The organism is Streptomyces sp. NPDC056224, assembly GCF_042267665.1.
In the GTDB taxonomy this organism is placed as follows: Bacteria; Actinomycetota; Actinomycetes; order Streptomycetales; family Streptomycetaceae; genus Streptomyces.
This window is the reverse complement of sequence record NZ_JBHJTK010000032.1, coordinates 34,129-47,260: the sequence shown is the minus strand read 5'-3', so window position 1 is coordinate 47,260 and position 13,132 is coordinate 34,129. Positions and strand designations below refer to the sequence as shown.

The window sequence follows — 13,132 nt, the reverse complement described above, 5'->3', positions numbered from 1 at the left end:
AGAGGGCGTCGAGGCTGACGCGGACCCGTCCGGTCACCGGGTCGAGGGCCGCGGTGGGGCCTCCTGCCTCCGGGAGCGGGAGCGCGCGCACCGGCGGCCGCGGAACCGGCCACGGCCCGAGGGTTGTCCCGTGTCCCCGGTGGGCCGGCGCACGGCGTCCGGTGCCGTGCGCCGCAAGGCGGAGGGGCGCGCTCGTGCCGGGCGTGTTCGAGCGTTCGGACAGCGTGCACGGCGCGCGGAGCCGACCGGCGTCCGGAGCCCGGAGCCCGGAGCCCGGGTCGCGGACGCCGGCGGCGTCGCGACCGCCCGCGGAAGAGCGGGGCCCGGGGTACGGGGGCCCCGGTTTCAGGGGCGGACGGCGGCGTGTTCGAGGACCGCGCGGACCTCCGAGGTGATGGCGCTCTCGTTGCGCTCGAACTCGGGGCCGGTCAACGCCTGCGGGTCCGCCGGCAGGCCGGTCAGCACGGGGGTGTGCAGATGGCCGCCCGGGAGCTGCGGGGCGAGCTCACCGCGCAGCCGGTTGGAGCGGTAGGCCACCTCGTTGGACAGATAGCCGCCTCCGCCGCCCGCCACGGCCCGCGACCCGGCAGTCGGGCCGTCCTCCCGGTCGACCGGAGCCGTCCCGCCCGCCGGTATCTCGGTGACGGCGGAGTTGAGCAGCACCGGGTACGGCGCCTGGACGGCGCCCGTCACCGCGTCGGCGGGGAGGGTCGTGCGGATGAACTCCGGCCCCGCGCCGAGGCCCGGGGCGGTCACCGGATGCGTGCGGGTCCCTCCGGAGAGGGCGCCGGCGTTGTCGGGGTAGGGATCCGCCGACCGGGACCGGCCCGCCCACGCCTCCAGGGTGAAGATGCCCGGATAACCCTGGCTGACGGTCGTGATGAGGTCCGCCGATCCCAGGCCGCCGGCCGTCAGGCGCGGGGTGAACGCGCGCTCCACGATGCCCGCGTCGAAGTCGGCGTACCGCACGGGGAGGACGACCGCGCGGATCTCGGCCGTACTGCCGTCGGCGAGGGTCACGCGCCTGCCGTTGAGCTGGAGGGCGGCCGAGCCGGACGGGTTGGCGCGGCGGATCTCCGCGTCGAGGCCGAACGGGTCGAAGCCGCTGATGAAGACGCGCCGCACGCCGGGCCGGCCGGTGAAGCCGTTGTCCGTGAGGCCGCGGGAGGCGTCCTCGAAGCGGGCGCGCAGCGCGGGACGGTCGACCGCGAATCCCGGTTCCCAGCGGGCGAGCGAGGCGGTCATGGCCAGCCGCGCCCAGTACAGCGGCCGGTCGTCGCCGGTCGCGAGATCGCCGCCCGGCCGGAGCCCCTGGGCCCGCCGTACGGAGGCCTGCCACAGGGCCTCGCCCCACCCGTCGAGCAGTCGGGCGGCCTCGGCGGGCCCCCGGACACCGCACAGCGCGGCGGGGAAGCGCCGCACGAAGCTCGTCAGCCCGGCCCGCTCGACGAGCGCCGACGTCCTGGGATCGGCGAGCCGTGCCTGTTCGGAGTCGAGGGGCGCGGCGGCGGAGGTGGCGCAGGAGACACCGTCAGCCGCGTGCGCGGGGGCGGCGATTGCGGTCGGAAGGAATGTGGCGAGGAGTACCGCGGCCGTCGCGGCACGACGTAAGAGGATCATGCGATGTGACATTATATAGCGTCCGCCAGCCCCACCAGGCACCTTTTGCCCAGGTGACCTCCGAGGGACACACGCCCCATTCATTCCTATAATGGGATCAACGCCTCCCATCGTCCTGCCGGTGCGTCACGCGGAGGTTCCATGGCCGGTTTCACCGTCCACCTGGACGAACACGCGGGGCCCGCGTCCACACACGCGCTCGTCATCGGGGTCGGGGCGTACGAGCACCTGGACGGCGGCCCGTCTCCGACGGACCACCCGGGCGCCGTCGGAATGCGGCAGCTCTCCTCACCGCCCCGCTCGGCGCGCGCGTTCGCCACCTGGATGATCGACGAGTACCACGACAGGGGCAGACCGCTGGGGAGTCTGGCCCTCCTGCTGAGCGAAGCGGCTCCCGCCCCCTTCGTCCACCCGAAGACGCACGACGCGCACGGCGTGGAAACGGCGACCATCGACAACATCGTGGCCGCCGTCACGGAGTGGAAGGCCCGGGGCGACCACGACCAGGCCCGGCTGGTCTTCTACTTCTGCGGCCACGGAATCTCGCTGGGTGTCGACACCTCCCTCCTGGCGGCGGACGTGTTCGCCGACCGCGACAGCCCGCTGAACGGCGCACTGCACTTCGAGGCCCTGACGAGAGGCCTCAACAACTGCCGGGCCGCCCAGCAGGTCTTCTTCGTCGACGCCTGCCGGGAGGGCTCCGACGCACTCGTCCGCCAGGTGGGCACGGACGCCCTCGGGCGGGTCCCGGTCGCGGGAAACGTACGCCCCGGCGGGTTCGTCCCGCGCGAACACGCCGTCATCTACGCCACCCTGCACGGCGCGGAGGCCGTCGCACGCGCCGGGGGCGTCAGCCTGTTCACCGACGCGCTGCTGCGGAGCTTCGACGGCGCGGGGAGCGAGAACACCGAAGACAGCGTCTGGCGGGTGACCACCGCCACCCTGCTGCACGCGACCGTCCGTTTCATGCGGGAGCCCTCGTTCGCGGGATCCCTCGTGGGGGCCTCCGTACCGGTCAGCAAGGAGTCGTTCGACTTCGACTTCCACGAGCTGCGGGGCGACCCGGTCGTCCCGGTGTACATAGGCTGCAAGGACCCCACGGAGAACGCGCGGGCCGAATTCGTCTGCCGCCACCCCGAGCAGGCGGAGCGCCGGCGCCCGCCGCCCGCGCCCGGCGACGAACCCGACCTTCGCGAGTGGGCCCTGTTCCTGCCGTTCGGGCGGTACGAGGCCGAGGCCGTCCTCGGTCCCGAGGACGTGCGCACGAAGGAACTGGACGCCCGCCCACCCCTGTTCCGCATCGGATTGGCCCGGCCGTGAGCACCGGACTCGCCGTCAGGCTCTTCCTCTCGTCCGCCGGGGAGCCCAACGACGCCGTGATCGTCGGTGACATCCGCTCCGCCGACCCCGGGGGAGCGTCCCGGCTCAACATCCTCATCCCCTGCGGGAGTTCGCCCCGGCCCGCGTCGTACCCGGTGACGCCGGGGCGCTACGTCGTATCGGCGGCGCTGCCGTCCGGGCTGGTGCTGACGGAGAACGCCGTGGCGGTGGAGGGCCAGGAGACGCCGGTGGACTTCGCCATGACGGACTCGCCGTACGAGACGCACTCCTGGCAGTACCTCATGGGCAACATCGAGCCGGACCGCGTCTACCACGGCCCGGCCGAGGTCCCGCTCGCCGAGTCGGTCGCCTCACGGTCCATGGTCGCCAGCGCCGCCGCGCCGGACGGTGTCGCCTCCGCGGCGGCCGTCGACCTGACCGCGCTGGCCACCTGGATCGGGGACGCCGCCCCGGCGAGCTGCTCCTTCGCGTCGATGCTGGCGCTGGGGCAGAACCGGACGGGGCCCCCGGTGGCCCGCGTGATCGCCCGGGGCGAGCCCCGCGTCCTGCCGGTGCCCGACGTGCGCGGGGAAGCGGTGTCGCCGCTCTACCGCTTCGGTCCCGACGGCCCCGTCGGTGCCCCCGGCGGACCCGTCGGCGAGCGGCAGTTCCTGGTCGTGGAGGCCGCCGGGTCCGTACGGCTGGCCACCCTCCCCCTGCCCTGGGGCACCACCGAGGCCGAGGTCCTGGTCAATCTGCGGCAGAGCCCGACCGGCAGCGCCGTCGCCGTCGCCGTGCGCGACCCGGCGGTCGGCGCTGGGCTCGCGTACATGGCCCAGGGCGCCCTGGACATGGCGGCCCGGCTCTTCACCGATGTCGAGGCCATGCTCTACTCCAAGTTCCAGAACCCGCTCGCGGCGGCAGCCGGGGCCTACGTGCTCATCGGCACCGACCATTCGGTGGGCGAGACGTACTGGGACCCGTGGCTGGACCGGCTGGCCGACTCCTTCCCCCGGATCGGCGACGGGGCGATCCTGCGGGCGGTGCGGCTGCTGCGCCGAGGCTCGCCGGACAGGGCGCGGGACGGGCTGATCGAGGCCTTCGACCGCGGCATCCCCTTCTACACGCTCGGGCTCGCCTGGCTCGTCGAGGGGCTCTCCGCCTTCCCCGATGACCCCGAGTGCGTACGCCGCCTCGACGAGGCGCGCCGGCTGTCCTGGCTGGCCGACATGCGCGAGCCGTTCCTCATTCTCGATCTGCGGCAAGGGAGTGCTCGATGATCCGGCTCAGGATGCTGCCCGCGGAGGACGGCGACTGCCTGCTCCTCGAATACGGCAACGACGAGTTCGTCCGGCGGATCCTCTTCGACGGCGGACGGCACGGCACCTACGGGCGGATCAAACCACTGCTCGCCGGGCTGGACGGCGGCCGGATCGACGTGCTCGTGGTGACGCACGTCGACCAGGACCACATCCTCGGCGTGCTGGCGATGCTCGCCGACCTCGATCGGCCGGTGGAGTTCGGGGACGTGTGGTTCAACGGCTTCGATCACCTCCACGACCGCGAGGTGCTCGGCGCGGTGGACGGAGAAGAGCTCACCACCGCGCTCATGACCCAGCACCTCCCGTGGAACGAGGCCTTCGGGGGCCGCAGCATCGAGGTGGGCCACCCGCTGTCCTGGTTCGACGACGGATCCACGATGGAGGTGCTGGCGCCGGACCGCCGGCTCCTGGAGTCGCTGATCACGACGTGGAAGACCAAGTGCGAGGAGGCCGGTCTGATCCCGGGAGTGGATCCCAAGGAGAGGGAGCCGGTGGCCGGCGTCGAACACTTCGGCCCGGTCGACGTCGGCAAACTGGCCGCGACGCCGTTCAACCGGGACGGCTCCCCGACGAATCCCACGAGCATCGGCCTGCTGTTCGAGTTCGAGGGCACCCGCATCGTCTTCACCGGCGACGCGGACGACCCCCGTCTGGTGGCCTCGCTCCGGCCGCGCGCCGAAGCCGAGGGCGGGCGACTGCGGATCGACGCCCTGAAGGTCGCCCACCACGGCAGCGCCAGGAACCTCTCGAACGAACTCCTCGGCCTCCTCGACTGCGGCCGCTACCTGATCTCCACCAACGGAAAGATCCACGGCCACCCGGACGACGTCGCCATCGCCCGGATCCTCAAGCACGGCGGGCAGACGAAGGACCTCTTCTTCAACTATCGCGAGCGGGCCGCGAACTGGGAGCTCACCGGCCTGAAGGAGGAGTTCGGATACCGCGTACTGGCCCCCGGGCCGGCCGACGAGGACGGCTTCCTCACCGTCGACTTCTGACCTGCTCCGCCTGCCCGGGGACGACGCGGACGGGACGACGACCCCCGCAGAGGCCGGCGATCACCGCGAGCGCGCCGTGGGGTGACCCTGCGGGGAGATCCCCACGCCGGAGGTCCCCGCCGGGGAGGTTGTCCACAGGCGCGGGAGGACGGGGCGGGGGTGTCGGCGGGTGCCGTTAGGCTTCGTGAATGGCCCTTCCCGACGCTTCCCCCGAGATCTCCGACGCCCTGCAGACGCTCCACCGCGTCTTCGGTTACACCTCCTTCCGCGGCGAGCAGCAGGAGATCATCGAACAGGTCGTCGGCGGCGGCGATGCCCTCGTGCTGATGCCGACCGGCGGTGGAAAGTCGCTCTGCTACCAGATCCCGGCGCTCGTCAGAGAAGGCACGGGCGTCGTGATCTCGCCCCTCATCGCGCTGATGCAGGACCAGGTGGACGCGCTCACCGCCCTCGGGGTGCGGGCCGGATTCCTCAATTCGACGCAGGACCCGCATCAGCGGCAGGCCGTCGAGCAGGCCTTCCTCGCCGACGAGCTGGACCTGCTCTACCTGGCTCCCGAGCGGCTGCGCACCGAGGGCACGCAGCGGCTCCTCGACCGGGGCACGGTGGCGCTCTTCGCGATCGACGAGGCGCACTGCGTCGCGCAGTGGGGTCACGACTTCCGGCCCGACTACCTCGCGCTGTCCATGCTGCACGAGCGCTGGCCGAAGGTGCCGCGCATCGCGCTGACCGCGACGGCCACCGAGGCCACCCATGCCGAGATCGCGGCGCGGCTCGGTCTGGAGGACGCCCGGCACTTCGTCGCCGGCTTCGACCGGCCGAACATCCAGTACCGCATCGTCGCGAAGGACAAACCGCTGGGGCAGCTCCTGGAGCTGCTCCGGACCGAGCACGACGGGGACGCCGGAGTCGTCTACTGCCTCTCGCGGTCCTCGGTGGAGAAGACCGCGGCGTTCCTGGTGGAGCAGGGCATCGACGCCGTGCCGTACCACGCCGGGATGGACGCCCGCGCGCGTGCGGCGAACCAGGCGCGTTTCCTGCGGGAGGACGGGGTCGTGGTGGTGGCCACGATCGCCTTCGGCATGGGCATCGACAAGCCGGACGTGCGCTTCGTGGCCCACCTCGACCTGCCGAAGTCGGTCGAGGGCTACTACCAGGAGACCGGTCGGGCCGGCCGCGACGGCGAGCCCGCCACGGCGTGGCTGGCGTACGGCCTGCAGGACGTGGTCCAGCAGCGCAAGCTCATCGACGGTTCCGAGGGCGACGAGGCGCACCGCCGCTCACTGGCCATGCACCTGGACGCCATGCTGGCGCTGTGCGAGACGGTCGGCTGCCGCCGGGTCCGGTTGCTGGAGTACTTCGGGCAGTCGGGCGAGCCCTGCGGCAACTGCGACACCTGTCTGACGCCGGCCGAGACCTGGGACGGCACGGTCGCCGCGCAGAAGCTGCTGTCGACGGTGTGGCGGCTGGCGAAGGAGCGGCGCCAGAAGTTCGGCGCCGGCCAGATCATCGACATCCTGCAGGGGAAGAAGACGGCCAAGGTCATCCAGTTCGACCACGACGCGCTCTCGGTCTTCGGAGTCGGTTCGGACCTGGGCACCGCGGAGTGGCGGGGGGTCGTCCGGCAGCTGCTGGCGCTGGGCCTGCTGGCGGTGGAGGGCGACTACGGGACGCTCGTGCTGACGGACGACAGCGGCGAGGTGCTGGGAGGGCGCCGCAGCGTACCCATGCGCAAGGAGAGGGCGGCCGTCGGCCCGCCCCGCAAGGCGTCCGGGTCGCGCTCGGGGAAGGGCGCCCGCGTGCCCGTCGACCTGCCGGCGGCCGCCGTACCGGTCTTCGATGCCCTCCGCGCCTGGCGGGCCGCGACGGCGCGCGAGCAGGGCGTCCCGGCGTACGTCATCTTCCACGACGCGACGCTGCGGGAGATCGCGACGCGGCTCCCCACCACGGCCGAGGAGCTGGGCACGATCGGCGGGGTCGGCGAGGCCAAGCTCACCAAGTACGCCGAGGGCGTGCTCGACACGCTGGCGGAGTGCGACGCCCCCGGGGCCGACCCCGCGCTCCCGGCCGAGTCCGCCCCGCCGGCCGCGGCCGGCCCGGCCCTCGCGGCGCCCGCGCTGGTGGCCCGGCCCGCGGGTCGGCATGCCGACGAGCCGCCGGCCGACGAGCCGCCGTTCGACCTGGACGAGATGGACCCGCCGTGGGACGACTGGCAGTAGCCGGTCGCGGGGAGACGGCCCAGCGGGCTACGAGCCGGGCCGGGCCGAGCCGGGCCGGGCCCGGGTGGCCGTGGCCGCCGGTCCGGGCTACGTCGGCCAGGGTGTCGGGGACGGAGGCGTACGGCTCACCGTCCTGCCCATCGCGGCCGCCGTCCTGGCGAACCTCACGGCGTCGGCAACGGCCGCACCACCGAGGTCGTTGTTGAAGTACACGTACACATCCGCCTCGTCCGGCCAGCCGTCCGCGATGCGGTCGGCCCAGGACTTCAGGGCCTGGCGGCCGTAGCGCGGCGGCGGCTCGGCGATGCCGCCGTGGAACCGGACGTACCCCCATGACGCGGTCCGCCACAGGGGAGTCACCGGCCGGGACCACCGGTCCGCCCAGCACAGGGCGCTGCCGTGCCGCTCCAGCACCGCCCGCAGGTCCCGCTCCGCCTCCCACCACGAGGCGTGGCGCAGTTCGACGGCCACCCGGACCGCGGCGGGAAAGCGGCCGAGGCACGCGTCCAGTACCCCGACGTCCTCCCGGAAGGCGGGCGGCAACTGCAGCAGGACCGGCCCCAGCCGGTCGCCGAGGCCTGCCGCGCGTTCCATCAGCCGGTGCACCGGCTCCTCGGGGTCGCGCAGCCGTTTCAGATGGGTCAGGTAGCGGCTGGCCTTGACCGCCATGACGAACCCCTCGGGCGTCCGCTCCCGCCAGGACCCGAAGATCTCCGCAGTGGGAAGCCGGTAGAAGGCGTTGTTGTTCTCGACGGTGGCGAACTGCCGGGCGTACTCCTCCAGCCACAGCCGCTGCGGCAGCTCGGGCGGGTAGAGCACGCCGCGCCAGTCCTTGTACTGCCACCCCGAGGTTCCGACGAGCATGGGCATGCTCCGATCCCTGCCCACCGGCCTCGGGACCCCCGCCGACCCGTCGGCCGATTCCCCCACCTCAGCCGTGGACGCGGGCCATGTGGCCCCGCGGGCGATGAGGGCCACCAGCGCGAACACCGCGACCGTGGTGACGGTGAAGGCCAGGGCGCCCCTGAAACGCGAAGGGCCGCGAACGGCCGTGCCGCGCCGCCTTCAAAAAGGGAATCCCGCCGGATCCTCGCGAAGGGCGAGGATCCGGCGGGACTGACGACGTGGCCGACGCTGACGACGTGGCCGACCGGGACGTCGGGCTCAGACGAGGTCGAACCGGTCGAGGTTCATCACCTTGTCCCACGCCGCAACGAAGTCACCCACGAACTGCTCTCCCGCGTCCTCGGAGGCGTAGACCTCCGAGACGGCTCGGAGCTGGGAGTTCGAACCGAAGACGAGGTCGACCGCGGTGGCGGTCCACTTGACCTCGCCCGTGGCGCGGTCCCGGCCTTCGAAGACGTTCTCGGCCGAGGTCGACGCCTTCCACTCCGTACCCATGTCGAGCAGGTTGACGAAGAAGTCGTTGGTCAACGTCTCCGGCCGGTCGGTGAGGACACCGTGCGGGGACCGCTCGAAGCCGGTGTCCAGCGCCCGCATGCCGCCGATCAGGACCGTCATCTCGGGCGCGGTCAGCGTCAGCAGGTTGGCGCGGTCCAGCAGGAGGGTCTCCGGCGACAGCTTCTCTCCCGACTGGAGGTAGTTGCGGAACCCGTCGGCCCTGGGTTCGAGCACGGCGAACGTCTCCGCGTCGGTCTGCTCCTGCGAGGCGTCCGTGCGCCCCGGTGCGAACGGGACCGTGATGTCGTGCCCGGCGTTCTTCGCGGCCCGCTCGACGGCCGCGCACCCGCCCAGGACGATCAGATCGGCGAGCGAGACCTTCGTTCCACCGGTCTGTGACGCGTTGAAGTCCTGCCGGATCCGTTCGAGCTTCTCCACCACCTCGGCCACCTCGGGCAGGGCGTTGACCTCCCAGTCCTTCTGCGGCGCGAGCCGGATCCGTGCCCCGTTGGCCCCGCCCCGCTTGTCGGTGCCGCGGAAGCTCGCCGCCGACGCCCAGGCGGTGGTGACCAGCTGGGGAACGGACAGCCCCGTGGCGAGGATCCGCGCCTTGAGGTCGGCGATCTCCGCGTCCCCGACCAGTTCGTGATCGACCTCGGGCAAGGGGTCCTGCCACAGCTGCGGGGCGGGAACCCACGGGCCGAGGTAACGCGAGAGGGGCCCCATGTCGCGGTGCAACAGCTTGTACCAGGCCTTGGCGAACGCCTCCGCGAGCTTGGCCGGGTTCTCGTGGAAGCTCTTCGAGATCGGCGCGTAGACCGGGTCCAGCTTCAGCGAGAGGTCCGTCGTCAGCATCATGGGAGCGTGCCGCTTCGACGGGTCGTGCGCGTCGGGGACCGTGCCCTGGGCGGAGGGATCCTTGGGGGTCCACTGGTGCGCCCCGGCCGGGCTCGTCGTCAGCTCCCAGTCGTACCCGAACAGGTTGTCCAGGTAGCCGTTGTCCCACTTCGTCGGCTCGTTGGTCCACGCGCCTTCGAGCCCACTGGTGAGCGTGTCGACGCCCTTCCCGCTGCCGTACGAGTTCTTCCAGCCGAGGCCCTGCTGCTCGATCGGGCAGGCCTCGGGTTCCGGACCGACGTACTCGGGACCGACCGCGCCGTGGCACTTGCCGAACGTGTGGCCGCCGACGATGAGCGCGACCGTCTCCTCGTCATTCATCGCCATGCGGCCGAACGTCTCGCGGATGTCCCTGGCGGCGGCGAGGGGATCCGGGTTTCCGTTGGGGCCCTCCGGATTGACGTAGATCAATCCCATCTGCACCGCACCGAAAGGACCGGTGAGTTCCCTGTCGCCGCTGTATCGCTCATCTCCGAGCCACGTGCCCTCGGATCCCCAGAAGATTTCCTCGGGCTCCCAGATGTCCTCTCGCCCGAAGCCGAACCCGAACGTCTTGAACCCCATCGATTCCATGGCGCAGTTCCCGGCGAATACCAGAAGGTCGGCCCATGAGATCTTCCGGCCGTACTTCTGTTTGACCGGCCAGAGCAAACGGCGCGCCTTGTCGAGGCTCGCATTGTCCGGCCAGCTGTTGAGGGGGGCGAAGCGCTGAGCGCCGGAGCCGCCACCGCCCCGGCCGTCGGCGATGCGGTACGTACCCGCGGCATGCCAGCTCATACGGATGAACAGCGGCCCGTAGTGGCCGTAGTCGGCAGGCCACCAGTCCTGCGACGTCGTCATCATCTCGAAGACGTCCCGCTTCAGCGCGTCGACGTCCAGGGTCGCGAACTCTTGCGCGTAATCGAAGCTCTCACCCATCGGATTGGACCGAGGCGAATGCTGGTGGAGGACCTGGAGGTCCAGCTGATTCGGCCACCAGTCCCGGTTCGTCCTGGGGCGAGTCGACGCCGGGGCCGGGGAGGGGATTGCTGGGTTCTCGCTTTCGCTGCCGGACACGTCCGTCCTTCTTCCTGTCTCGGTGTTTCCGTCTGCTGGCTGCTTGCTCTTGACGCCGTCTGCTTTTCCGATTCGAGCACTGCGACCCGCGCCCGTAGCGCGCCGTGGCGGCGTTCCGTATGGTCGCGCACCGCGGACCGCGCGGCGACGAGAACACGCAGGGCGCCCCGCGTAACAAGCAGCCCGCCGCCCGGAAGGTCGCCCCACTCTCTTCCCGTAAGAAGCCGAACCCGTGCCGGTAAGCTTTCGCCATCCCGCCGAGCCCGAACAGGTGAACCGAATATGAGTGACCTGCTGGAGCGACTGCGAGGCCGCGGCTGGCGCATGACATCCCAGCGGCGTGTCGTCGCGGAGGTCCTCGACGGCGAGCACGTGCACCTCACGGCCGACGAGGTGCACGCCCGCGCGGCACGGCGACTGCCGGAGATCTCCCGGGCGACCGTCTACAACACCCTGGGCGAACTCGTGCTGCTCGGTGAGGTGGCGGAGGTCTGTACCCACGGCCGCGCGAAGCGCTACGACCCCAATGCACACCACCCGCACCAGCACCTGGTGTGCTCCGGCTGCGGCACCATCCGCGACGTCCACCCGGCCGGCGATCCGCTGGCCGGCCTCCCGGCGGAGGAGCGGTTCGGCTTCACGGTGTCCGAGGTCGAGGTCACCTACCGCGGGCTGTGCCCCTCCTGCATTCAGGGGCGGCCGCCCGTGTGACCCCGGCCCGGAGGATCGTGGCCCGTGTGGCCCGTGTGGCCAGTACGGCCCGCACCGCCCGTACGGCCCGCACCGCCCGTGGCGACGAGCCCGGCCGCCGCGTCAGGCGCGCCCGCGACCGGGCGGACGCGCAGGACCCGGAGCCTTGCGGATGCGGCGCTCGGCGCGCGGGGCGACCGTGGACTCCGCGGTGCGGCAGGGTCACCGTGCCGCCGGAGGGGGACCCGGGTGCCGGATGCGGCCGGGGGAGCGCGACCGGCCCGGGTACGCGCGGGCGGAGGCTTCGAGGACGGTGGGGATACCGAGAGCGAGCTGGGCCTCGGAGTGCTCCCGCAGGATCTCGCGCAGTCCCCGCAGGTCGTCGTCGTGGACGTGGTCGAGGCTGGTCAGAGCGAGGTGCAGGAGCCGAAGAGGCTGCGGCTGCCAGTTGTAGACGAGTACGGTCACACCGTGCAGGCGGCAGTGCCGTTGCAGGGTGAGGACGCAGTGCAGACCGGCGACGTCCATGTACGAGACGTGGTGGAGGTCGCACGCGACGGCGACGACGTCCTCGGGAAGCCCGGCGCACATCTCGGTCATCGCGGGTTCCGCTTCGTGGTCGACCTCCCCGGCCAGGAGCAGGTGCACGCTCGGACCGTAGCGACGCATCGTGATCCGGAAGGAACCGCTGTCTATGGGGTCCATGGCGTCTCTCCCCTCACCAGGGAAAGGGATCCGCGTGCGCTTTGATGTTCACCCCGCTCCGGGCCCCGCGCAACCCTTCCCGCGGGACGCCGCCGACCCGCCCTCCCGCCCGCCGATGCCCCTGCACCCTCCGTGACGGGCCGTGCCCGACCGCGGTCACCCTCGTTCTCCCGGTGCGGGCGGCGGACCTCACGGCCGGCCCGGACGCCGCCCGCCGGCCGGCATCGCCGAACGGGCCGCCGAACCCGGTGCTGCCTTCCCAGCCCGCACCCGCAGCCCGCAGCCCGCAGCCCGCACCCGCACCCGCAGCCCGCGGGACGCGTGAACGGGGCGGGACCGGGCAGGCGGGTAGCGATGGCAGTTACGCCATGCACGTTCCTGGACACAACGAGGCTCGCGGAGAGCTGCATCCATGACTCTCCAACCGACACTGCACCTGGACCTGCAGGGCCGGGGCGCGGCGGCCGACGCCCGCCGTGCGGCCCGGGACTTCCTCGCGCCGCCCGCGCACAGGGGGCCCGTGATCCCGCCCATCGCGCTGGACACCGCCCTGCTGGTGATCAGCGAACTCGTCACCAATGCCGTCCGCCACACGTCCGGAGGCTGCGTGCTGGTCCTGCACCTGCGCCCCGACGGCGTCGACGTGGACGTCACGGACACCAGCAGCGCCGAGCCGCAGCCCCGGCGGCCCGACCACCGGGGTGAAGGCGGTTGGGGGTGGCACCTGGTCAACCGGCTCGGGACCGGTGTGGAGATCCGCCACCACGGTGCGGGGGAAGGCAAGACGATCCACGTGCACGTCCCGGGCTGAGGCACTGCCCGCTCGGCGGCCGGTTCGGGACCCGCGCAGGGCGCGGCGCCTCGGTGCGGTGCAGGGCGGTGCGGTGCGGGGCGCGCGGCGGGC

The 13,132-nt window shown here is 72.3% G+C and carries 10 protein-coding genes; 6 read left to right on the top strand and 4 right to left on the bottom strand.

Annotated elements, in window-relative coordinates; genetic code table 11:
* Positions 1–345: 345 nt before the first annotated feature.
* Positions 346–1,620 carry a pyroglutamyl peptidase gene (locus ACFCZ1_RS28400; RefSeq protein ID WP_376681113.1) on the bottom strand — a complete coding sequence of 425 codons (1,275 nt, stop codon included), beginning with the start codon at positions 1,618–1,620 and terminating at the stop codon, positions 346–348.
* Positions 1,621–1,761: 141 nt separating this feature from the next.
* On the opposite strand from ACFCZ1_RS28400, the gene ACFCZ1_RS28395 reads away from it, so the two are divergent.
* The 4 genes from ACFCZ1_RS28395 to recQ all read left to right on the top strand — a co-directional run bounded on the left by ACFCZ1_RS28395 (position 1,762) and on the right by recQ (position 7,479).
* Positions 1,762–2,940 (top strand): caspase family protein, encoded by a 1,179-nt coding sequence (locus ACFCZ1_RS28395; protein ID WP_376681112.1) that lies wholly within the window; start codon positions 1,762–1,764, stop codon positions 2,938–2,940.
* On the top strand, positions 2,937–4,220 hold the full coding sequence (locus tag ACFCZ1_RS28390; RefSeq protein WP_376681111.1) for a hypothetical protein: 1,284 nt from the start codon (positions 2,937–2,939) through the stop codon (positions 4,218–4,220). Before ACFCZ1_RS28395 ends, ACFCZ1_RS28390 begins: the two co-directional genes overlap by 4 nt.
* The gene (locus tag ACFCZ1_RS28385; RefSeq protein ID WP_376681110.1) at positions 4,217–5,260 is read left to right on the top strand and encodes a ComEC/Rec2 family competence protein; all 1,044 of its coding nucleotides are present in this window, start codon (positions 4,217–4,219) and stop codon (positions 5,258–5,260) included. Before ACFCZ1_RS28390 ends, ACFCZ1_RS28385 begins: the two co-directional genes overlap by 4 nt.
* 188 nt (positions 5,261–5,448) lie before the next feature.
* A complete protein-coding gene (gene recQ, locus ACFCZ1_RS28380) occupies positions 5,449–7,479 on the top strand; it encodes a DNA helicase RecQ (protein ID WP_376681109.1) in 2,031 nt (676 codons plus the stop codon).
* Between the two features lie 87 nt (positions 7,480–7,566).
* On the opposite strand, the gene ACFCZ1_RS28375 is transcribed toward recQ, so the two are convergent.
* Together ACFCZ1_RS28375 and katG are read right to left on the bottom strand one after the other, a co-directional pair.
* The gene (locus ACFCZ1_RS28375) at positions 7,567–8,349 is read right to left on the bottom strand and encodes a DUF72 domain-containing protein (protein ID WP_376681108.1); all 783 of its coding nucleotides are present in this window, start codon (positions 8,347–8,349) and stop codon (positions 7,567–7,569) included.
* Positions 8,350–8,643: 294 nt separating this feature from the next.
* Positions 8,644–10,833 carry a catalase/peroxidase HPI gene (katG, locus tag ACFCZ1_RS28370; protein WP_376681107.1) on the bottom strand — a complete coding sequence of 730 codons (2,190 nt, stop codon included), beginning with the start codon at positions 10,831–10,833 and terminating at the stop codon, positions 8,644–8,646.
* A gap of 282 nt (positions 10,834–11,115) precedes the next feature.
* Here katG and ACFCZ1_RS28365 point away from each other — a divergent pair, with 282 nt between their 5' ends.
* A complete protein-coding gene (locus ACFCZ1_RS28365) occupies positions 11,116–11,544 on the top strand; it encodes a Fur family transcriptional regulator (protein ID WP_376681106.1) in 429 nt (142 codons plus the stop codon).
* A 201-nt stretch (positions 11,545–11,745) separates the two neighbouring features.
* Here the strand turns inward: ACFCZ1_RS28365 and ACFCZ1_RS28360 are convergent, their stop codons facing one another.
* Positions 11,746–12,228 carry an STAS domain-containing protein gene (locus ACFCZ1_RS28360; protein WP_376681105.1) on the bottom strand — a complete coding sequence of 161 codons (483 nt, stop codon included), beginning with the start codon at positions 12,226–12,228 and terminating at the stop codon, positions 11,746–11,748.
* 412 nt (positions 12,229–12,640) lie between these two features.
* Between ACFCZ1_RS28360 and ACFCZ1_RS28355 the strand changes: the two genes are divergently transcribed.
* Entirely contained in the window at positions 12,641–13,039 is a 399-nt protein-coding gene (locus ACFCZ1_RS28355) for an ATP-binding protein (protein ID WP_376681104.1), read from the top strand.
* The last annotated feature ends 93 nt before the right edge of the window (positions 13,040–13,132 follow it).

Coding starts and splice junctions, on each gene's coding strand:
- ACFCZ1_RS28400 (WP_376681113.1), bottom strand. CDS start 1,620: ATGATCCTCTTACGTCGTGCCGCGACGGCCGCGGTACTCCTCGCCACA.
- ACFCZ1_RS28395 (WP_376681112.1), top strand. CDS start 1,762: ATGGCCGGTTTCACCGTCCACCTGGACGAACACGCGGGGCCCGCGTCC.
- ACFCZ1_RS28385 (WP_376681110.1), top strand. CDS start 4,217: ATGATCCGGCTCAGGATGCTGCCCGCGGAGGACGGCGACTGCCTGCTC.
- recQ (WP_376681109.1), top strand. CDS start 5,449: ATGGCCCTTCCCGACGCTTCCCCCGAGATCTCCGACGCCCTGCAGACG.
- ACFCZ1_RS28375 (WP_376681108.1), bottom strand. CDS start 8,349: ATGCCCATGCTCGTCGGAACCTCGGGGTGGCAGTACAAGGACTGGCGC.
- ACFCZ1_RS28365 (WP_376681106.1), top strand. CDS start 11,116: ATGAGTGACCTGCTGGAGCGACTGCGAGGCCGCGGCTGGCGCATGACA.
- ACFCZ1_RS28360 (WP_376681105.1), bottom strand. CDS start 12,228: ATGGACCCCATAGACAGCGGTTCCTTCCGGATCACGATGCGTCGCTAC.
- ACFCZ1_RS28355 (WP_376681104.1), top strand. CDS start 12,641: ATGACTCTCCAACCGACACTGCACCTGGACCTGCAGGGCCGGGGCGCG.